The sequence below is a fragment of the Burkholderia sp. BCC0397 genome, from assembly GCF_902832865.1.
In the GTDB taxonomy this organism is placed as follows: Bacteria; Pseudomonadota; Gammaproteobacteria; order Burkholderiales; family Burkholderiaceae; genus Burkholderia.
In genome coordinates, this window is the sequence record NZ_CADFDL010000008.1 from 275,033 (window position 1) to 292,997 (window position 17,965).

At 68.1% G+C, this 17,965-nt stretch carries 17 protein-coding genes and 1 pseudogene; 6 read left to right on the forward strand and 12 right to left on the reverse strand.

The genetic code is table 11. From position 1 onward, the window contains the following. Positions 1-116: 116 nt before the first annotated feature. A pseudogene (locus HWX03_RS24310) lies at positions 117-302 on the forward strand (phosphatidate cytidylyltransferase); the annotation flags it as partial. Between the two features lie 42 nt (positions 303-344). On the opposite strand, the gene HWX03_RS24315 reads toward HWX03_RS24310, so the two are convergent. Next, positions 345-1,169 carry a topoisomerase IV gene (locus tag HWX03_RS24315; protein WP_175872944.1) on the reverse strand — a complete coding sequence of 275 codons (825 nt, stop codon included), beginning with the start codon at positions 1,167-1,169 and terminating at the stop codon, positions 345-347. A 51-nt stretch (positions 1,170-1,220) separates the two neighbouring features. Continuing rightward, positions 1,221-1,976 carry a hypothetical protein gene (locus HWX03_RS24320; RefSeq protein ID WP_244132754.1) on the reverse strand — a complete coding sequence of 252 codons (756 nt, stop codon included), beginning with the start codon at positions 1,974-1,976 and terminating at the stop codon, positions 1,221-1,223. Between the two features lie 218 nt (positions 1,977-2,194). On the opposite strand from HWX03_RS24320, the gene HWX03_RS24325 reads away from it, so the two are divergent. After that, a complete protein-coding gene (locus tag HWX03_RS24325) occupies positions 2,195-3,016 on the forward strand; it encodes a carbon-nitrogen hydrolase family protein (protein WP_175872945.1) in 822 nt (273 codons plus the stop codon). 32 nt (positions 3,017-3,048) lie between these two features. Here the strand turns inward: HWX03_RS24325 and HWX03_RS24330 are convergent, their stop codons facing one another. The 3 genes from HWX03_RS24330 to HWX03_RS24340 are packed head-to-tail and all read right to left on the reverse strand — an operon-like array spanning position 3,049 to position 6,057. Continuing rightward, the gene (locus tag HWX03_RS24330; RefSeq protein ID WP_175872946.1) at positions 3,049-3,360 is read right to left on the reverse strand and encodes a hypothetical protein; all 312 of its coding nucleotides are present in this window, start codon (positions 3,358-3,360) and stop codon (positions 3,049-3,051) included. Continuing rightward, positions 3,360-4,718 (reverse strand): acyclic terpene utilization AtuA family protein, encoded by a 1,359-nt coding sequence (locus HWX03_RS24335; protein ID WP_175872947.1) that lies wholly within the window; start codon positions 4,716-4,718, stop codon positions 3,360-3,362. Before HWX03_RS24335 ends, HWX03_RS24330 begins: the two co-directional genes overlap by 1 nt. A 40-nt stretch (positions 4,719-4,758) precedes the next feature. Beyond that, a complete protein-coding gene (locus HWX03_RS24340) occupies positions 4,759-6,057 on the reverse strand; it encodes a citrate:proton symporter (RefSeq protein WP_175820079.1) in 1,299 nt (432 codons plus the stop codon). Between the two features lie 97 nt (positions 6,058-6,154). Here HWX03_RS24340 and HWX03_RS24345 point away from each other — a divergent pair, with 97 nt between their 5' ends. Next, complete coding sequence (locus HWX03_RS24345; RefSeq protein WP_175872948.1) at positions 6,155-7,051, forward strand: LysR family transcriptional regulator; 897 nt, start codon at positions 6,155-6,157, stop codon at positions 7,049-7,051. A gap of 32 nt (positions 7,052-7,083) precedes the next feature. Here the strand turns inward: HWX03_RS24345 and HWX03_RS24350 are convergent, their stop codons facing one another. Further along, complete coding sequence (locus tag HWX03_RS24350) at positions 7,084-7,668, reverse strand: flavin reductase family protein (RefSeq protein WP_175872949.1); 585 nt, start codon at positions 7,666-7,668, stop codon at positions 7,084-7,086. 132 nt (positions 7,669-7,800) lie between these two features. Continuing rightward, the gene (locus HWX03_RS24355; protein WP_006481570.1) at positions 7,801-8,226 is read right to left on the reverse strand and encodes a VOC family protein; all 426 of its coding nucleotides are present in this window, start codon (positions 8,224-8,226) and stop codon (positions 7,801-7,803) included. A gap of 112 nt (positions 8,227-8,338) precedes the next feature. On the opposite strand from HWX03_RS24355, the gene HWX03_RS24360 reads away from it, so the two are divergent. Next, positions 8,339-9,229, forward strand: coding sequence for a LysR family transcriptional regulator (locus HWX03_RS24360; RefSeq protein ID WP_175872950.1), 891 nt, complete (start codon positions 8,339-8,341; stop codon positions 9,227-9,229). A 15-nt stretch (positions 9,230-9,244) separates the two neighbouring features. On the opposite strand, the gene HWX03_RS24365 is transcribed toward HWX03_RS24360, so the two are convergent. The 4 genes from HWX03_RS24365 to HWX03_RS24380 form a co-directional block, all read right to left on the reverse strand. Then, positions 9,245-10,030, reverse strand: coding sequence for a hypothetical protein (locus HWX03_RS24365; RefSeq protein WP_175872951.1), 786 nt, complete (start codon positions 10,028-10,030; stop codon positions 9,245-9,247). A 74-nt stretch (positions 10,031-10,104) separates the two neighbouring features. Continuing rightward, positions 10,105-12,627, reverse strand: a complete 2,523-nt coding sequence (locus HWX03_RS24370; protein WP_175872952.1) for a TonB-dependent receptor — start codon at positions 12,625-12,627, stop codon at positions 10,105-10,107. Between the two features lie 54 nt (positions 12,628-12,681). Continuing rightward, on the reverse strand, positions 12,682-13,674 hold the full coding sequence (locus tag HWX03_RS24375) for a FecR domain-containing protein (protein WP_175872953.1): 993 nt from the start codon (positions 13,672-13,674) through the stop codon (positions 12,682-12,684). 3 nt (positions 13,675-13,677) lie between these two features. Then, a complete protein-coding gene (locus HWX03_RS24380) occupies positions 13,678-14,187 on the reverse strand; it encodes a sigma-70 family RNA polymerase sigma factor (protein ID WP_175820085.1) in 510 nt (169 codons plus the stop codon). A gap of 483 nt (positions 14,188-14,670) precedes the next feature. On the opposite strand from HWX03_RS24380, the gene HWX03_RS24385 reads away from it, so the two are divergent. Next, positions 14,671-15,831: a porin gene (locus HWX03_RS24385; protein ID WP_175872954.1), complete on the forward strand. Its 1,161-nt coding sequence runs from the start codon at positions 14,671-14,673 to the stop codon at positions 15,829-15,831. Positions 15,832-16,234: 403 nt separating this feature from the next. Then, positions 16,235-17,452 (forward strand): transglycosylase SLT domain-containing protein, encoded by a 1,218-nt coding sequence (locus tag HWX03_RS24390; protein WP_175872955.1) that lies wholly within the window; start codon positions 16,235-16,237, stop codon positions 17,450-17,452. Between the two features lie 31 nt (positions 17,453-17,483). On the opposite strand, the gene HWX03_RS24395 is transcribed toward HWX03_RS24390, so the two are convergent. Then, on the reverse strand, positions 17,484-17,963 hold the full coding sequence (locus HWX03_RS24395; RefSeq protein WP_175872956.1) for a hypothetical protein: 480 nt from the start codon (positions 17,961-17,963) through the stop codon (positions 17,484-17,486). Between the last annotated feature and the right edge of the window lie 2 nt (positions 17,964-17,965).

Consider the following 17,965-nt stretch of genomic DNA (forward strand, 5'->3'; position numbering starts at 1 on the left):
TGCGAACCACAAATTTCGATTTTCAGTCTCGTCTGATTGACGTGTGCTGACGTACGACTTCGACAGCCGCCAGTCGAACGACAAGTCTCCGAGTACCACGCTAATTCGCCGTTTTAATCTCGCTCGCGATCGTGATCGCGGGCTTCGTCGGCGGGCTCGTGCTGTCGGCCGTCAAGCGCTCGCTCGGCACGAAGGACTGGGGCTCGATGATCGCCGGCCACGGCGGGATGCTCGATCGCGTCGATTCGATCTGCTTCGCCGCACCGGTGCTCTTCCACCTCGTGCGCTACCTGTACGTGTGATGCGCGGGCGGCGCAACGCCGCCCGTCCCTGCACGCGAAGGATCAGTACCCGTCGCGCAGCGCCTTGGGCACGAGGTAGCGGCCGCGCGCGGCGTCGAACTTCACCGTGTAGCGTGCATGGATGGCCTTGTCGCCGCGCGTACCCGTTTCCGTGACCGTCAACGGATAGACGTCGCCCGCGCCGGTCGTGTCCGGCGCGATCTCGAAGCGGCGTTCCTCGCAGCGCGCGCGGACGTGTGCGCATTCCGTCGACTCGGCATTGTCGAGCGCCTCGTCGATGCGCGCCGCCGCCGGCACCAGCGCGTTGCCGTACGGCAGCCAGATCGCGCGGAAGCGTTGCGTATAGCCTTGCCGCGTGTCGCTTTCGCCGATCACGAACCCGAACAGATGCGGCCCGAGCCGCTCGATGCGCACCGTGCCGGGCGCGCCGCGCTGGCCCGACGCGATCTCCGTCTTCTTCACGACCGCCTCGAGCGCGCTGCCGTCCGGCGCCGGTTTCAGCACGTACAGGTCGATCGTGCCCGGCGTCGCGTCCGCATCCATGCCCGGCATCCCGTTCTGCACCGCCGCCTCGGTCTCGCCGCACATCGCGAGCAGCGTGCGCGGGCCGTCCGCGGTCGCCACGCGCAGCACGCCGCACGGCGAATAGATGGAATCGTCCCCTTCCGCCTGCCAGCCCTTGCGGTCCGCGCGCCAGTTGCCGTACGAGTCGTGGATGAAGGCCTGCAGTGGAAGGTCGGGCCGGGGCGGCTCGGCGGCATGAACGGGCGACAGCGCGGCGAGCGCCGTGAGTACCGTGAGCGCGCCAAGGGCAGCGAGCGAGGCCGCGAGCGGCTTGAGACGTCGGTTCCGGTTCTGGACAGTCATGATGAGATCAGGTCGGATTGATGTGTGGCAAATCGTTGCAGATTCGTCCGATCAGGGTTGCCGTGGCGCGATGCCCGTGCCGTCGGGCTTCAGCCGCGCGGTACGCACCCATCCTTCGGCGATGCCGCGCGTGCGCGAATTCAGATAGACGACCGACGTGAAGCGGCCGTACTCGGTCCGCGCGTCGACGTGGTCGTGCTCGACGATGAACAGCCCGTCGATCCTGCATGCGTCGTCCGGTGCGGAAAAGAACGGCAGCCGCCCCTTGCCGGTGACGACGCGCCCTGCGTCGCTGCCCGTCACGTAATCGCCTTGCGCCTGCGCATGGCGGTTCAGCGCATCGCAATCGACGGCACTGTGTACCGGCGTGGCCGATACCGCGCATGTCGACACGAAACGCGACAGCGCACGCCGGTCGATCTGCAGCACGTCCGGCCGATCGGGGTCGCGCGTAACATCGAGCGCCTGCATCGCCTGCGTATCGAGCGTCACCCAGCCAACCGTCGCTTCGCGATTCGGCGTGCCCGGATGGTCGGGCGTCGTGAACAGGCGGATGCGGTAGACGTCGCCGTTGCGCTCGTCCACGGCGGCACGGATGTCACGCCGATCCATCGCGGTCTGTCGCAGCGCAGGGACGATGAGTGCCGTCAGTTGCGCGTCACACGATGAAGCCGGCGCGGCGGCCGCCGATTGCACGGCAATCGCGCCGACACAAGCGAATGCGGCGCACATCGCGATTGCCGCACGCCGGCCACGATGGCCGGTCGCGCCATTCGCGCCGGCCGGCGTTACGATCTCGTTCTTCACTCCAGGCTCCGTTCGATACGCGCGGGAATCGGCCCGCGAGGCCGTAGCGTACACGCACGGCGCGGCGCCGCAAGCGTCGAGTGGCCTGCCGCAAGATCAATACCCCGAGGGGTTAACGCGTCGGCGGGATAGGAAATTGCCGGGTTCGGCGCATACTGGGCGCTCGCTCCAACCGCTCCGCCGCCTGCCGCGACGGGCCACTGCCATCGACACCGCTCATGAAACTGAAGCTCGACATCGTCCAGCTCGCCGGCCGCGACGGCGACACCCACACCAACCTGCAGCGCACGCTCGAAGCGATCGCAGCCTGCGCGCCGGGCACCGACCTCGTGATGTTTCCGGAAGCGCAGCTCACCGGCTTCCTCGATCCATCGAATCTCGCCGAAGTCGCCGAGCCGCTCGACGGCCCGAGCGTCGGCGCGGTGATCGCGGCCGCCCGTGCGCGCGACGTCGCGGTCGTGGTCGGGCTGATCGAGAACGATGGCGGCCGCTTCTACAACACCACCGTGTTCGTCACGCCGGACGGCATCGCGCTGCGCTATCGCAAGACGCACCTGTGGGTCAGCGAGCGCGACACCGTGCTGCCCGGCGACCGCTACGCGACGGTCGAATGGCGTGGCGTGCGGATCGGCCTGCTGATCTGCTACGACAGCGAATTCCCGGAAAGCGGCCGTGCGCTTGCCGCGCTCGGCGCGCAACTGATCCTCGTGACCGACGGCAACATGGAGCCGTACCGCAACGTCCACCGCACGTCGGTGTCGGCGCGCGCGATGGAGAACCAGGTGTTCGCGGCGGTCGCCAACCGCGTCGGCACCGGCAGCCACGACGTCGTGTTCGCCGGCGGCAGCCTCGCGGTCGATCCGTTCGGCAACCTGATCGTCGAAGCCGGCAACACCGAATCGCGTCATGCGGTCGAACTCGATTTCGACCAGCTCGCCGCATCGCGCGCGGTGTACGACTATCGGCGGGACCAGCGCCTGCACATCGCGGGCGAGCGCATCGAGCACGCGGACGGACGTCGCGAACTGCTGATTCCGTGAACGCCGGCCGCGTTCCGGCCGCGACGCCTGGGTCACGCCGGGTCGGGCACCTCGATCGCCAGCAACGCCGAACTGACCGATTTGCCGTGCGCGTCGAGCGCGAGCGAGCGCGTCACCCCGCCGCCGAGCGCATCGCGCAGCACGAAGTTGAACGCGCCGAGCGCCGGCAATTCGTAGCGCACGACGTCGCCGTGCACGATGCCCGCGAGCCATGTCTTCACAGCCTCCGCATCCAGATGCATGCGCAGGTAGTCGTAATGACGCGGATCGCGACAAATGACCGACACGTTCAGCGTATTGCCCTTGTCGCCGGTGCGCGCATGCGCGAGTTCACGCAGTTGCATCAGGCCTCCACGAATGAAAAAGACGGCGTCACGGCCGCGCGCGGCAACAGCACCGACTGTACGGCGATCACCTCGCGCGTCGACTTGAACGCACCGCCGCCGCCGGCCGGCCCGTTCGTATAGAGCGTCTCGACTTCATTGCCGATCCGAGCGGCTTCGGCGCCGTTCGTCGCGCGGCCGGCCACCCGCACGCGCACCTCGGCCGGCTCGCCGCGCGCGGCCGGCGTCGCGTCGCCATACAGCGCATCGACGCCGATCAGGTCGAAGCGCAGCTCGCTCGCCGCGACGCCGGTCAGCGCCAGCCGCTCGCGAACGATGTCGAGCGCCAGACGCGCACGCGAGAGCGCGCCCGGGCCGCCGTACGAGATCTGGCCTTCGCCGATCCAGCCGTCGACATATGCGACCGACACCTTCAGCGTATCGGGCCGCGCGGTGCCGCGTCCGCCCGTCACGCGCACACGATCGATCGCCTCCTCGGCGACCGCCACGCGCATGAAATCGGCCACGACGTCGGGCTGCAGATACCGCGCCGGGTCGTGAATCTCGTAGAGCAGCTGTTCCTTGCAGGTCGCCGCGCTCACGCGGCCGCCCGCATGCGGCACCTTCGTGATCACGACCGAGCCGTCGGCCGCGACCTCGCCGATCGGGAAGCCGAGCCGCGCCAGATTCGGCACGTCCTTGTAGCCGGGATCGACGAAATAGCCGCCCGTCACCTGCCCCGCGCATTCGAGCAGATGGCCGACGACGGTCGCCTGCCCGAGCGTGTCCCAGTCGTCCATCCGCCAGCCGAACGCATGGATCAGCGGCGCGGCGAACAGCGACGGATCGGCGACGCGCCCGGTCAGCACGACGTCCGCGCCGGCCGCGAGCGCATCGACGATCGGCGCGGCGCCGAGATACGCGTTCGCGGACACGATGCGGCCGCGATACGCGGCGACCTCGTCACCGGATTCCTCGAAGCGGAACGCGCCGCGCAGCACGACGTCGAGCACGTCGTCGCCTTCGACCGCCGCGACTTTCAGCCCTGCGATGCCGAGCGATTGCGCGATCTGTGCGGTACGCCGTGCGGCCGCGCGCGGGTTCGCCGCGCCCATGTTCGACACGATGCGCACGCGCTTGGCCGCCGCGACCGGCAGCACCGCGTGCATCCGCGCGTCGAGCAGCGGATCGTAGCCGAGCGCCGGATCCTTGCGGCGCGCCTGCTGCGCGATCGCGATCGTGCGCTCGGCCAGGCATTCGAAGACCAGGTAATCGAGCTGCCCGTGTTCGGCCAGTTCGACCGCGGGTTCGATCCGGTCGCCCGAGTAGCCGGCGCCCGCGCCGATGCGCACGCGCCGTTCAGGTTGCTTTGCTGTCATGTCCGTACCGTCGTCCGGCGGAGTGCGCCGCCGGGAAGAATCAAAAGATGCCGAGCACGACGCAAGCGATCGTCATCACGATCGACGCGCCGAACAGCAGCGGAAACGTGAACTTCTGGTGCTCGGCCAGCTCGATCCCGCACAGGCCGACGACGAGGAACGTCGCGGGCGTGAGCGGGCTGACCGGAAAACCCGTCGTCATCTGACCGAGCAGCGCCGCCTGTCCGACCTGCACGGCCGGCACGCCGAGCTGGCCGGCCACCTCCGCGATCACGGGCAGCACGCCGAAGTAGAACGAATCGGGATCGAACAGCATGCTGAGCGGCATCGACGCGAGGCCGAGCACGACCGGAATGTGGCCGGCCATCGACGGCGGCACGAAGCCGACCGCCGCCTGCGCCATCGCCTTCAGCATCCCGCTGCCCTGCATGATCCCGGTGAACACGCCGGCCGCGAGCAGGATGCCGGCCATCATCAGCGCGGCACGCGCATGCGCGTCGACGCGCTTTCGCTGCATGTCGACGTCGGGGTAATTCACCATCAGCGCGATGCACAGCCCGACCATGAACATGATCGCGGGCGGAATCTTCTCGCCCATCACGACCATCGTGCCGAGCACGACGAGCGTCAGCACGAGGTTGAACCAGAACAGGTGCGGCCGACGCAGCGCCTGCTCGTCGGGCGTCAGCTCGCGCTTGGGCAACGGAACCGACGCATCGTCGCGCGACAGGCCGAGCCGCTTCTCCTCGCGCCGCCCGAGCCAGTACGCGACGCCGAACACGAACACGAGCCCGATCGCCTGCACCGGAATCAACGGATTGAACAGCGCCGACACCGGCAGATGCAGCGACGCCGAGGCCCGGATCATCGGCCCGGTCCACGGCAGGAAGTTGATGCCCGCGGCCATCGACACCGCGGCGGCCAGCACGCGCCGGTCCATCTTCAGGCGATCGTACAGCGGCAGCACCGCGGGAATCGTCACGAGAAAGCACACGGCGCCCGAGCCGTCGAGGTGGATCAGCAGCGCGAGCAGCGTCGTGCCCATCACGATGCGCGTCGGCCGTGTGCCGACCGCGCGCAGGATCCGGTCGATGATCGGGTCGAGCGTGCCGGCGTCGGTGATCGTCCCGAAGTACAGGATCGCGAACACGAACATCCCGACCACGGGCGCGAGGCCCTTCAGCCCGTCGATGACGAACTTGCTGGTGTGCAGCCCGAAGCCGCCGATCAGCGACGCGGCGATCGGCACGATGATCAGCGCGACGAGCGGCGACATCCGCTTCGACAGAATCGCGGCCAGCAGCACGACGATCGTGCCAAGCCCGAGTAACGGCAGCATCCGTGTCTCCTACCTTGTCTTTTGTTGGAGACGAGCGTAAGGTCGGCGCAGCGATAGCACAATTGAAATGATTTGATCGCAGCAATCACGAATCGTTATGGATCTGAATCTTCGCGACATTCGCGCGTTCGTCACCGTCGCGCACGCCGGCAACTTCACGCGCGCGGCCGCGCGGCTGCATCTGTCGCAGCCGGCGCTGACCGTGCAGATCCGTCGGCTCGAGGAAATCGTCGGCGCGCGCCTGTTCGACCGCAACAGCCGCAGCGTCGCGCTCACGCAGACCGGGCGTGAGTTGCTGCCGCTGTTGCAGCGCTCGCTCGACGATATGGAACGCGTGCTGCGCGATGCGCGTGCGCTCGGCGAAGGCACGAGCGGCACGGTGCGGCTCGCGTGCCTGCCGACCTTCGCGTCGAGCGTACTGCCGGAGCTGATCCAGTCGCTCCGGCGCGACGTGCCGCGCGCGGGCTTCGAGATCCGCGACGGCGTCGCGAGCCTCGTCACCGCGCTGGTACGCAACGAGGAAGCCGATCTCGGGCTGACCGGCGGCGATACGTTCGATGCGTCGCTGGAGGTGCTGTATGCGGGCGCCGACCGGCTCGTCGCCGTGTGCCCGAAGGATCATCCGCTCGCGCGCAAGCGCCGCGTCAGCACCGTTGACGTCGCCGGCGTGCCGCTCGTGCTCACCGCGCAGGGCACGAGCGTGCGCAGCGTCGTCGATGCCGCGCTGGAAGCGGCCGGCTGCACGCCCGACATCGCGTGCGAGCCGACCTACATGATGACGGCCGTCGCGATGGTGCGCGGCGGCCTCGGCGTGACGATCCTGCCCGCGACCGCGCGCGAGGTGCGCGCCGAGCCCGACCTCGTCGCGAAGCCGATCGACGATCCCGCGTTCGTGCGGCCGATCGCGCTCGTCACGAAGCGCGGACGCACGCTGCCGCGCGTCGCGCAGGCGTTCGCCGACATCATGCTGGCGGAATTGAAAAAGCGCGCATGAAGCGCGCCTGATTCGGAAAGTTCGTGCGGCGCTTACTGCGCGTCCGGATCGACGTGCAGCGATTCGCCGATCGCATAGAAATTGCCGCCCGCGATGTAGTGCAGGCTGCGCAGCGCGGGATCGGCCGATTCGAAATACCAGTGGCCGTCGCGGAACACGCGCGTGTCGGACCACGCGCCGACCACCTCGCCGATGAACAGGTCGTAGGTCTGCTGGTTGTGCGGCTCGGGAATCAGCCTGCACGCGAGCCAGCCCGAGCAGCCGGCGACGAACGGCAGGTCATGGCCGTCGACGTCGAACAGCGTGACGCCCGCTTCGCGCAGCTTGTCGGGTCGTTCCGCGAGGCTGTGGCTGCCGACCGCATGCGTGAGCTGCAGTTGCGCGGCCGTCGGCACCTGGATCACGAACGTGCCGCTGCGCTCGACGAGCTCGCGCGTCTTCGCGGATTTGTCGAGCACGACGGTCAGCTTCGGCGGCAGGAAATCCAGCGCGCACGCCCACGCGGCGGCCATCACGTTGTCGACGCCGTCGTGGCGCGCCGACACGAGCACGGTCGGGCCGTGATTGAGGAGACGGTAGGCTTTATTCAGCGCGACCGGAGCGATGTGACTGTCCATACGGGTTCCTTGGAGAACGGCGCGCACGGACGGATGCCGTGCGGTGCGGCGCCGGCCGTCGCACCTGCGCGCGGCCGGGCCGCAGGCCGCATTCTCGCACCCAATTTCTTTCGGCGCTGGCGCCGTTGCCGGTCACTTCGCGAACAGCTGGCCGATGTCGCGGAACGCCTTGAATTCGAGCGCATTGCCGCACGGATCGAACAGGAACATCGTCGCCTGTTCGCCGACCTGCCCCTGGAACCGCACATACGGCTCGATCACGAAGGTCACGCCGAACCCGCGCAGCCGCTCGGCCAGCGCTTCCCAGCTCGCCCAGTCGAGCACGATCCCGAAATGCGGCACCGGCACGTCGTGACCGTCGACCGCATTCGTATGCGCGCCTTCCTGCGACGCGGTTTTCGGATGCTCGTGGATCACGAGCTGATGCCCGTAAAAGTTGAAGTCGACCCACTGCGCACTCGAACGCCCTTCCTCCAGCCCGAACACGCGGCCGTAGAAATCGCGCGCGGCCGGCAGGTCGTAGACCGGAATCGCCAGGTGAAACGGGGAAAGACTCATGATGGCCTCGTGAAGAAACGCTCGCGTGACGCGAGGACGGCATCATGGTAGACAAGGCCGAGCAAAAATTAAATCAATATATAGTTTTGCGATTCACAAACGGAATTGATGAATGATTCGCGAACTGAAAACCCTCGTCGCCGTCGCCCGGGAAGGCACCTTTGCCGCGGCCGGCAATCGTATCGGGCTCACGCAGGCGGCCGTGAGCGCGCAGATGCAGCGTCTCGAAGCCGAGCTTGGCTTCGCGCTGTTCGATCGGCAGGGTCGATCGGCGCGGCTCAACGAGCGGGGCAATCACGTGCTCGACCAGGCGCAGGCGCTGATCGGCCTGTATGAGAACCTGAGCTCCACCGCGCCCGGCACGCCGGCCGCCGTGCGCGTGACGATCGGCGCGATCGCGTCGGTGCAGAGCGCGCTGCTGCCGGCCGCACTGGCCGATTTCCATCGCCTGCACTCCGCGTGCCGGACGCGCGTGATACCCGGGCTGTCGATCGAGCTGGTCAACCGGGTCGACGCGGGCGAGATCGACATGGCCGCGATCATCCGGCCGCCGTTTGCGTTGCAGAGCGACCTGCACTGGACGACGCTCGCACAGGAACCGTTCCGGCTGATCGTGCCGCGCGGCGTGAAAGGCAAGGACTGGGCCGACCTGCTCGCGAACGCGCCGTTCGTGCGCTACGACCGCGCGTCGTTCGGCGGCCGCCAGGTCGACCGCTTTCTGCGCAAGATGCATATCACGGTGCGCGACACCTGCGAACTCGACGAACTCGACGCGATCGTCAAGCTGGTCGAGAACGGCGTCGGCGTCGCGATCGTGCCGCAAACCGCCGTGTATCGCCGCTGGCCGGCCGGCGTGCGCGCGATCGACCTCGGGCATCACACGTTTCACCGCGACATCGGGCTCGTGCATCGTGCGCGACGCACGATGTCGGAACCCGCGCAAACGCTGGCGCAACTGATCGAAGCAGCGTCGCGGCGGCGCGCGCCGCCGCAGGCCGCGTGATCGACGCGTGGCGGCTCAACGCCGTCCCGCCGCCCAGTCCACCGCCGCATCGAACAGCGCAACACCGGCCGGCGACAGGTTCGTGAACGTGTCGTTGTCGAGGAAGAACATCACGCGGCGCGCCGGCGCGAGCGTTTCGTAGTCCATCGTCGCGCCCTTCTCGTATGCAAAGATCGCGGCCTTGTCGGGTTGACCGTACACGGTCGCGATCGTGATCGCGCCGAGCCCCGGCTTGCCCCAGCTCATCGGCGCCTGCTTGCCGTACGCGTTCGTCGCGCCGGCCGGCAGCCCGGCCGCCATCGGATGCGGCGCATTGACGAGCCACAGGTAGCGCTCCTTGCCCGTTTCGCCGAAGTCGACGTCGTGCCGCTTGCCCGTCATCGCGAGATCGTCGAGCAGGTCGTTCTCCCACGTGACGAGCGGCTTGTCGAGCGTGCGCCAGCCGGGCCGCACGTTCTTCGACGATACCGTCGACGAGATCACCACCAGGTCGGCATCGCGCGCCGCATCGGGCGTGGCCGACTCGTCGATCAGGCGCACCGCGTAGCCGCGTTCGCCGAGATGCTGGCCGATGCGTTCGTCGATCTTCAGGTTCGGGCCGTGCAGCTGCACGAGCATCGCGACGCGCGTGACGGCCGGCGCCGCAACGACGGCATCGGCGGCATCGGCGGCGACTGCGGGGGCGCTGGCTGACAGGCCCGCGCACAATGCGAACGCCGCGCCGGCAAGCGAGCGCAACGCGCGACGCCGCGTGCCGGCGGCCACGGCGCGCGCGGCGCCGGTCTTCATGTTCCGGTTCATCAGGTTCTTCTCCGAAGCCGCACGCCGTCATGTGCGACGCGCGGCGATTTGCGTGAATGAAGTGGGTTGCGCACTCAGAACTGCAGCGTGGTCAGCAGCGACACCTGCCGCGCATCGCCGACCGCGACGAAATAGCGGTTCGCGCTCGACGGGTAGTACGTGCGGTTGAACAGGTTCTTCACGTTGAGCTGGAACGACAGCTTCTGCTTGCCGATCCGCGTGTCGTAGGTCGCGAACGCGTCGGCGAGCACGTACGACGGCAGCGTGAAGCTGTTCGCCGAATCGCCGGGCCGCGCGCCCACGTAACGCGCGGCCGCGCCGATGCGCAGGTCGTCGCCGCCCGCCACCGTGCCGAAGTCATAGACGGCCGCGAGCGACGCGGTGTGACGCGCGACGTTCCACAGCTGGTTGCCCGCGTACAACGGGTCCTCGGTCGTCTTCGCGTCGATGTACGCGTAGCTCGCGATCACGTTCACGCGTTCGCCGATCTTGCCGGACACGTCGAGCTCGACGCCGCGCGAGCGCGCCTTGCCCGACGTGCGCCAGTCGGTCAGCTTCGTCGCGTCGTTGTACTGCGACACGAGCACGTTCTTCTTGTCGATGTTGAACAGCGCGAGCGTGCCGGTCACCCCGCCCGGCAGGTCGAGCTTGCCGCCCACTTCCCACGCGGTCGCTTCCTCGGGCGGCGTCGCGCCGTCGATCACGTAGCCCGTCATCGGCGCGATCGACGACGACGGCTTCAGCGACTGCGAATAGCTGCCGTACAGCGAGAACGCATCGGTCCACTTGTAGACGACGCCCGCGCGCGGCAGCCACTTCGAGCCGCTGAGATCGGTGTTCGCGGTAAACGGCCGGCCGCGCCCCGCGACCTGGTTGTAGGTGATGTAGCGGATGCCGCCCGACACGATCCACTTGTCGGTCAGGTGAACCGTATCCTGGAAGAACGCGGACGCATCGTGCAGCGTGTCGGTCTGGTCGCTGTCGCTCGCGGACACCGTGCTCGACGGCGGCAGCAGCCCATACACCGGATCGACATAGCTGAACGGCGTCTTCACGGCCTGGCGCAGCATGTCCTTGCGATAGATGCGGCGGTATTCGGTATCGAAGCCGACCTGCAGGTCGTGCCGCATCCCCGCGAGCGTCAGCTTGCCGGTCACGTAGCCGATCCCGTAGCTGTCGGTGCTGAGCGACCCGTGCGTCGCATCGTTGCTGCGCGTCATCGTGCCCTTCACCGGATCGACGCCGGTCGTACGCAACTGGTTCGCATCGTAGGTCTCGCGGTTGTAGCTGTAGCCGAAATGCGCGCTCCAGTCCGCGTTGAACTGGTGATCGACACTCAGTTGCGCGAGATGCGATTCGCCGTCCATGTTGTTGAACGGCTCGTCGATGCGCCGCCGTGCGGGAATGTCGAGCGGCGCGTTGGTGCGCGGGTCGAGCGCGGTGCCGCGATCGAACGGCGCATGGAACTTGCGGTACTGGTACGACACCGCGACTTGCGTATCGCGGCCGTACCATGCGAGCGACGGCGCGACGAAGGTCTGCCGGTACTCGCCGAAGTTGCGCCAGTACTGCTCGTTCGACTGGTCGATGATCAGCCGGTACGCGAGCCGCGAATCGCCGACCGGCCCGGTCGAGTCGAAGGTCGCGCTGCCGCCGTTCTTGCCGTGCCCGAACGTCGAGGCGCCGAGCGAGATCGCGTTGTAGCGCGCGAGCTGCGGTTGCTTGCTGACGACGTTGACGACGCCGCCCGGGTCCATCAGCCCGTACAGCAGCGACGTCGGCCCCTTCAGCACCTCGACGCTGTCGGTCGCCGCGTTGAACGCGCGGCCCTGCACGAGCGGCATGCCGTTCTGCATGATCGAGCCGTCGCGGTTGCCGCCGAAGCCGCGCTTCATGATCGTGTCCTGCGTACCCGCGAGCGTGTTGCCCTGCGTGATGCCGCTCACGTTGCCGAGCGCGTCGTCGAGATTGCGCGGCCGCTGGTCGCGCAGCACCTGTGCGGGCACGACGTTGACGGCCTGCGCAGTGTCGAGCAGCGGAATGTCGGAGCGCATCACGCCGGCTTCCTTCGGCGCGCGATAGCTTTCGGCGCGCAATGCGCTGGACCGCACGTCGATCGTCGGCAACTCGGCGGCCGGCGCGGCGCCGGCCGCCACGGGCGCGGCCGCCGAACCGTCGGCGCGCATCAGCGTGTAGCCGCCGCCCGGCTGGCGCAGCGCGACGAGGCCCGTGCCGGCCAGCAGGCGGTCGAACCCGCCGTCGACGTCGAACCGGCCGTGCACGCCGCCGCTCGTCAGGCCGGCCGTCAGTTCGGCCGGGAACGCGAGCAGGATGCCCGCGTCGCGGCCGAACCGGTTCAGCGTTGCTTCGAGCGGGCCGGCCGGAATGTCGAACGCACGACGCGACGCGCGCTGCGCGGCGGGCGCCGCATCGGCGTCGGTGTCGGCCAGCGCGGGCAACGGCAGCAATGCCGACAGCAGGACGGCGCCGGCCAGCCGGCGGGCAAGACGGGCGGGCGCCGGACGGCGCCGATACGTGAGACGGATGGAAGCCATGATCGGGGAGTCGGTGGACGATGGGCTGCTTTCATGACCCATGTCACGCGAACATCGAGAAACAGCTCAGGTCGGCGAAAAAAATTTGCGGGGCGCTCACGAATGGGCCGACTGGGCCGGCACGACGGTCGCCCAGTAACGCGTCAGGTAGTGGACGTCGATCGGCAGCGTCGCCGTCAGCGTATCGAGCACGCGCGCGGGATCGTCGAGCGGATAGGTGCCCGACACCCGCAGCTCGGCCACGGCCGGATCGCAGCGCAGGCTGCCGTGCCGATAGCGGTCGAGCTCGGCGACGAGATCGGCCAGCCGCATGCGCGACGCGACGAGCATGCCGCCCGTCCACGCGGACGCATACGGATCGAGCGGCGCCGGCGCCCCGATCGCATCGCGCGAGAAATCCGCGCCCTCTCCGGCCGCGATCACGCGCGTGCCGGCCGACGCATCGACCGGCTGCACCTGGACGGCGCCGGCGAACACCTCGACGCGCGTCGCACCGTCGCGCTGCCGCACCGCGAAGCGCGTGCCGAGCGGGCGCAGCTCGCCCTGCGCGGTCGCGACCACGAGCGGCCGCGCGGGCACACGATCGTCGTGACCGCTGGTGACCATGGTCGTGCCGCGCAGCAGGCGCAGGCGCCGCGCCGCGTCGTCGAAGCGCACGTCGAGCGCCGTATCGGTATCGAGCACGACGACCGTGCGATCGGCGAGCGTCACCGTGCGCCGCTCGCCGACCGCCGTGCGCAGGTCGGCCGGCCAGATCGCCGCGCGCCGTGCGGGTTCGGCCATCCATGCGGCACCGCCCGCGAACAGCAGCACGGCCAGCGCCTTCGCGACCGCGCGGCGGCCTGCCCGCTTCGGCAGCAGCGCCGCATACGCGGCCTGCGCGTCGAGCCCGGCCGCCAGCCGGCCGAACCGGCCCTGCATCGCTTCGATGTGACGCCACGCCGCGTCGTGCGCCGGATCCTCCGCGCGCCAGCGCGCGAGCGCGGCGACGAACGCGTCGTCCGTCCGGCCCGACTGCCGGTCGACCCACCATTCGACCGCGCGACGTGCGACGTGCGGCGGCACCGCCGGCGCTCCCGGGGCGGCCATCGGTCAGGCCGCCATCGCGAAGAAACACTGCGTGCCGGCCTTCACGAGATAGCGCTTCACCGTCGCGAGCGACACGCCGAGTTCGCGCGCGATCTCGGCCTGCGTGAGCCCGTCGAGCTGCGCGAGCAGGAACGCGCGCTTCGCCGCGAGCGGCAGGCCATCGAGCAGCCGGTCGATCTCGAGCAGCGTCTCGACGACGACGGCCCGCTCTTCCGGCGACGCCGCAACCGCTTCGGGGCGCTGCGCGAGCACGTCGAGATACGCGCGCTCGATCTGCTCGCGCCGCCAGTGGTTGCTCAGCACACGCTGCGCGACCGTCGTCAGGAACGCGCGCGGCTCGTCGGCGCCGATCGGCTCGTCGCGTGCGAGCAGGCGCATGAACGTGTCGTGCGCCAGGTCGGCCGCGCGGTGCGCGCAACCGAGCTTCCGGCTCAGCCAGCCGCGCAGCCACGCGTGGTGGCCGGCATAGAGGGCGTCGATTTCTCGATGGAGGGACAGCTTGTCAGCGGACATGGCCGGGTTCCGGGGTGCGCGAGCATCAACAATTCTGTAAATGAGAATGATTATTATATACAAAAGTAAGCTGGCGGCCGCGGTTTCGGTGCGCGGGCGACGACGCAGCGAACGGATGGCGAAGCCGCGATGCCGTCCGTCGGACGCGATTCGCACGCGTTATCACATCCGTTCGAGCCCGGCCAATTCGATTCGTTAAATAATGATTTAACGGATCGATAACAATATTGAGATTGCGGTAAGTCGCCCGAAAATCACGCGGAATTATCACGGCACGCGCAAAACGCAATGAAAAATCGGTGGAATAACAACCCATTGATACGCGGCTATCAATAATGCGAATCCCTCAACGGTGAATTTCCAGGAACATCCCCGTCAACATCAGGCCACAACGAAGAATTTCATTTTTGCCGTTTCAGTGCGGCTCTGTAGTCTCCTGCCATTCCGGATCACGAACCCACACCCATGCGCAAGGAGATGAAAATGAAACGCACGACCCTCTCGCTGATTTCGCTCGCGTCGTTCGCGGCGATGCCCGTCGCGCATGCGCAGTCGAGCGTCACGCTGTATGGCGTGATCGACACGTCGATCACCTATGTGAACCATGCACAAGGCAAGGACAACGCGTGGATGCTCGGCAACAGCAGCGCGGGCAACTTGGCCGGCAGCCGCTGGGGCGTGAAAGGCACCGAGGATCTCGGCGGCGGGCTGAAGGCGCTGTTCCAGCTGGAGAACGGCTTCGACCCGAGCAACGGTCGGCAGGGCCAGGGCGGCCGCCTGTTCGGCCGGCAGGCCTTCGTCGGCCTGACGAGCGACCGCTACGGCACGCTGACGTTCGGCCGCCAGTACGATCCGCTCGTCGATCTCGTGCAGGGCATCACCGCCGACAACTATCTGGGCAGCGTGTTCGCGACGCCGGGCGACGTCGACAACTACGACAACAGCTTCCGCGTCGACAACGCGGTGAAGTACACGTCGGCCGTCTATGCGGGCCTGCAGTTCGCGGCGATGTATTCGTTCGGCGGCATCGCCGGCAGCACCGGCGCCGCGCAGTCGTACTCGGCCGCCGTGTCGTACAACAACGGGCCGTTCAGCGTCGCGGGCGGCTACTTCCACGCGACCAACAGCCCTGCGTCGAACGGCGTGCGCAACGGCTGGACCAGCTCGTCGGACGGCACGTTCGACGGCCCGATCAACAGCGGCTATGCGAGCGCGCACTCGTTCGGCATCGCCCGCATCGCGGGCCAGTACGTCGCCGGGCCGTTCACGTTCGGCCTCGGCTACAGCAACGCGCAGTACCGCCGCGACGCAAGCTCGGTGTTCGGCTCGAACGAGCACTACAACACGGGGCAAGGTTTCGTGAACTACCAGGCGACGAATGCGCTGCTCGTCGGCGTCGGCTACAGCTACACGCGCTCGGGCGGCGACACGTCGGCGACCTATCACCAGGTATCGGCCGGTGCCGACTACAACCTGTCGAAGCGCACCGACGTCTACCTGACCGCCGCGTACCAGCACGCGAGCGGCCAGACCGGCGACGGCAACGGCGGCTCGATGGCCGCGCAGGCGTCGATCGGTTCGTACGGTTACGCGGGCACGAGCTCGCAGACGATGGTCAACCTCGGGCTGCGTCACCGCTTCTGACGGCGAGACTCGAGACGGCCGGCTGCGCGCGGCGTGGCCGGTCGGCTTCGCATTGCGCAGACGGCGGCTTCGGCCGCCGATTTTTTGTCGCTTTCTTTCGCCCCGCCGACGGCTGCCGGGCAATTTTCCCTTTCGCCCGCTTCATCGCCGGTTTCATCGCGCGCCTGACGTAATACGTCAAGTTCCCCTCGCCGCCATTACATTCGCATTCGCGCAAATGCCGGCCATTTTTACCGATCAGCCATCTCCTCGATCCGTGATCCGGCGCGATAAAAATGCGCGGCAAACGCGCGGGCAAATGCAAAGGAAAGTTTGACGCGAGCCATTTGGCCGCCCGCTATGGCACACTTCGCGTCTGCGTAATTTCCTTGCACCGGGCGGTCGGATTCCGCCCCATCCTGCCATGCCGCGTCATACCACTCGCCCGCTCAGCCGCGTCACGCTGACAATCGCCTCGACGATCGCGCTCTCATGCGCGCTCTGCGGCGTCGCGCGGGCCGATTGCCTGGACGACGCGGCCGCGTTCCAGCACGTGAGCGTCAGCCTGATGCGCGGCATCGCGCAAGTCGAATCGGGGATGAATCCGCGCGCCGTCAACACCAATACGAACGGCACGGTCGACATCGGCCTGATGCAGATCAACAGCACGTGGCTGCCGACGCTCGCGCGCGAGGGCATCACGCGCGAGAGCCTGTTCGATGCGTGCACGAACGCGTATGTCGGCGCGTGGATCCTGTCGCAGAACATCCGCCAGCTCGGCGCCAACTGGAACGCGATCGGCGCGTACAACTCCGCCTCGCCCGACAAGCGCCTCGCGTATGCGCGCAAGGTCTATGATGCAATCCGGACCATGCCGGATTCGCCGGATACTCCCATGCCTATCCTTCCACCGTCCTTCACGCCGCCGCAACAGGCGCAGACGTACAACCCGTTCGCGAGCCTGAGCGTGTCGGCACCGCCCGTCACGCGCGCACGTACGATCTCGCCGGGCTCGCCCCCGCAGCCGCAAGGCGGGCCTGCCGGCCCGGCCGGCACGTACAACTTCGGATGGACGGTCACGGGTGCGGATCAGGCGAAGCCGACCCAGGTATTCGACGACGGCGCGCGGATCTATGTGCAGTTCAGCGACATGAAGCACGTGCCGGCGATCTTCACCGAAACGTCGTCGGGCCGCGTGCTGATGTCGTGGGAGCTGCAGTTCCCGTATGCCGTTCTGACGCGCCCCGCGCAAACGTTGATCTTCCAGCTCGGGCCGTTCGAGGCGCGCGCGCAGCGCAGTGCAGCGGCCGCGGGCATGACCGCGCAGGCGGGGACGGCGGGGACGGCGACGGCCGGGGCATCGGCATCGAAGAAGTCGGCCGGGACAGGCGCGAATGCGGCGACGAACACGGCGGCCAATACGGCCGCGAAACGCACGGCGTCGGCCGACGCGCTGTGGTACCTGAATACGCCGTCAACGTCGGGAACGGCGGCGGCCTCGCCTTCGACCGCGAATATTCCCGCCACGCTGCCGACGGCCGTCACGTCGAATACGCCGCCGCCCGCGCCGGCTCAAGCACCGGCTGCGGCCGCCCAGCCGTCGCGCGCCAGCGCGGACGCGCTGTGGTACATCTCGAAGTGACGCGCGTCCGATCGCACGCGCGTCGCGGCGCTCATGGGCCCGCGGTCGGCCGCAGTTTGGGCGCGTTCATGTCGTCCACCCATTGCAGCTCGGCCGTGCCGTTCTTCCTGAAATACACACGCAGATAACGCGACGTCGACGATTCCGGCTGCGGAATCGTCACGTCGATCACCGCGTGCTCCGCCGGAACACCACGCTGGATCTCGTCCAGCGGCTGCGCGAATGCCCAGTCCTGCTTCACCTTCCGGCCCGGCGTGACCTTGCAGCCGCACGCGAACCCGCCGCCGCCGCCGAATGCCTCGCCGTCCTCACGTGCCGACGGATTGCCGAAGCATCCCGACTTGTGCTCGTTGTCGAGCCAGAATTCGTGAAGCTTGCGGGTGTACTCGTTGTATCCGGTGATACACACGGTATGCGCGTCATTAGACGCATCGCCGTCATGCCGCCCGCATCCGGCCAGCACGCCCGGCACCGTCAGCACCAGTGCGAGCACCCGCGCCCTGAACCGCATCG

Bases quoted from the DNA above. Each gene is read 5' to 3' on its own strand.
- HWX03_RS24315 (WP_175872944.1), bottom strand. From the start codon at position 1,169: ATGACTGTCCAGAACCGGAACCGACGTCTCAAGCCGCTCGCGGCCTCG.
- HWX03_RS24325 (WP_175872945.1), top strand. From the start codon at position 2,195: ATGAAACTGAAGCTCGACATCGTCCAGCTCGCCGGCCGCGACGGCGAC.
- HWX03_RS24330 (WP_175872946.1), bottom strand. From the start codon at position 3,360: ATGCAACTGCGTGAACTCGCGCATGCGCGCACCGGCGACAAGGGCAAT.
- HWX03_RS24335 (WP_175872947.1), bottom strand. From the start codon at position 4,718: ATGACAGCAAAGCAACCTGAACGGCGCGTGCGCATCGGCGCGGGCGCC.
- HWX03_RS24340 (WP_175820079.1), bottom strand. From the start codon at position 6,057: ATGCTGCCGTTACTCGGGCTTGGCACGATCGTCGTGCTGCTGGCCGCG.
- HWX03_RS24345 (WP_175872948.1), top strand. From the start codon at position 6,155: ATGGATCTGAATCTTCGCGACATTCGCGCGTTCGTCACCGTCGCGCAC.
- HWX03_RS24350 (WP_175872949.1), bottom strand. From the start codon at position 7,668: ATGGACAGTCACATCGCTCCGGTCGCGCTGAATAAAGCCTACCGTCTC.
- HWX03_RS24355 (WP_006481570.1), bottom strand. From the start codon at position 8,226: ATGAGTCTTTCCCCGTTTCACCTGGCGATTCCGGTCTACGACCTGCCG.
- HWX03_RS24360 (WP_175872950.1), top strand. From the start codon at position 8,339: ATGATTCGCGAACTGAAAACCCTCGTCGCCGTCGCCCGGGAAGGCACC.
- HWX03_RS24365 (WP_175872951.1), bottom strand. From the start codon at position 10,030: ATGAACCGGAACATGAAGACCGGCGCCGCGCGCGCCGTGGCCGCCGGC.
- HWX03_RS24370 (WP_175872952.1), bottom strand. From the start codon at position 12,627: ATGGGTCATGAAAGCAGCCCATCGTCCACCGACTCCCCGATCATGGCT.
- HWX03_RS24375 (WP_175872953.1), bottom strand. From the start codon at position 13,674: ATGGCCGCCCCGGGAGCGCCGGCGGTGCCGCCGCACGTCGCACGTCGC.
- HWX03_RS24380 (WP_175820085.1), bottom strand. From the start codon at position 14,187: ATGTCCGCTGACAAGCTGTCCCTCCATCGAGAAATCGACGCCCTCTAT.
- HWX03_RS24385 (WP_175872954.1), top strand. From the start codon at position 14,671: ATGAAACGCACGACCCTCTCGCTGATTTCGCTCGCGTCGTTCGCGGCG.
- HWX03_RS24390 (WP_175872955.1), top strand. From the start codon at position 16,235: ATGCCGCGTCATACCACTCGCCCGCTCAGCCGCGTCACGCTGACAATC.
- HWX03_RS24395 (WP_175872956.1), bottom strand. From the start codon at position 17,963: ATGCGGTTCAGGGCGCGGGTGCTCGCACTGGTGCTGACGGTGCCGGGC.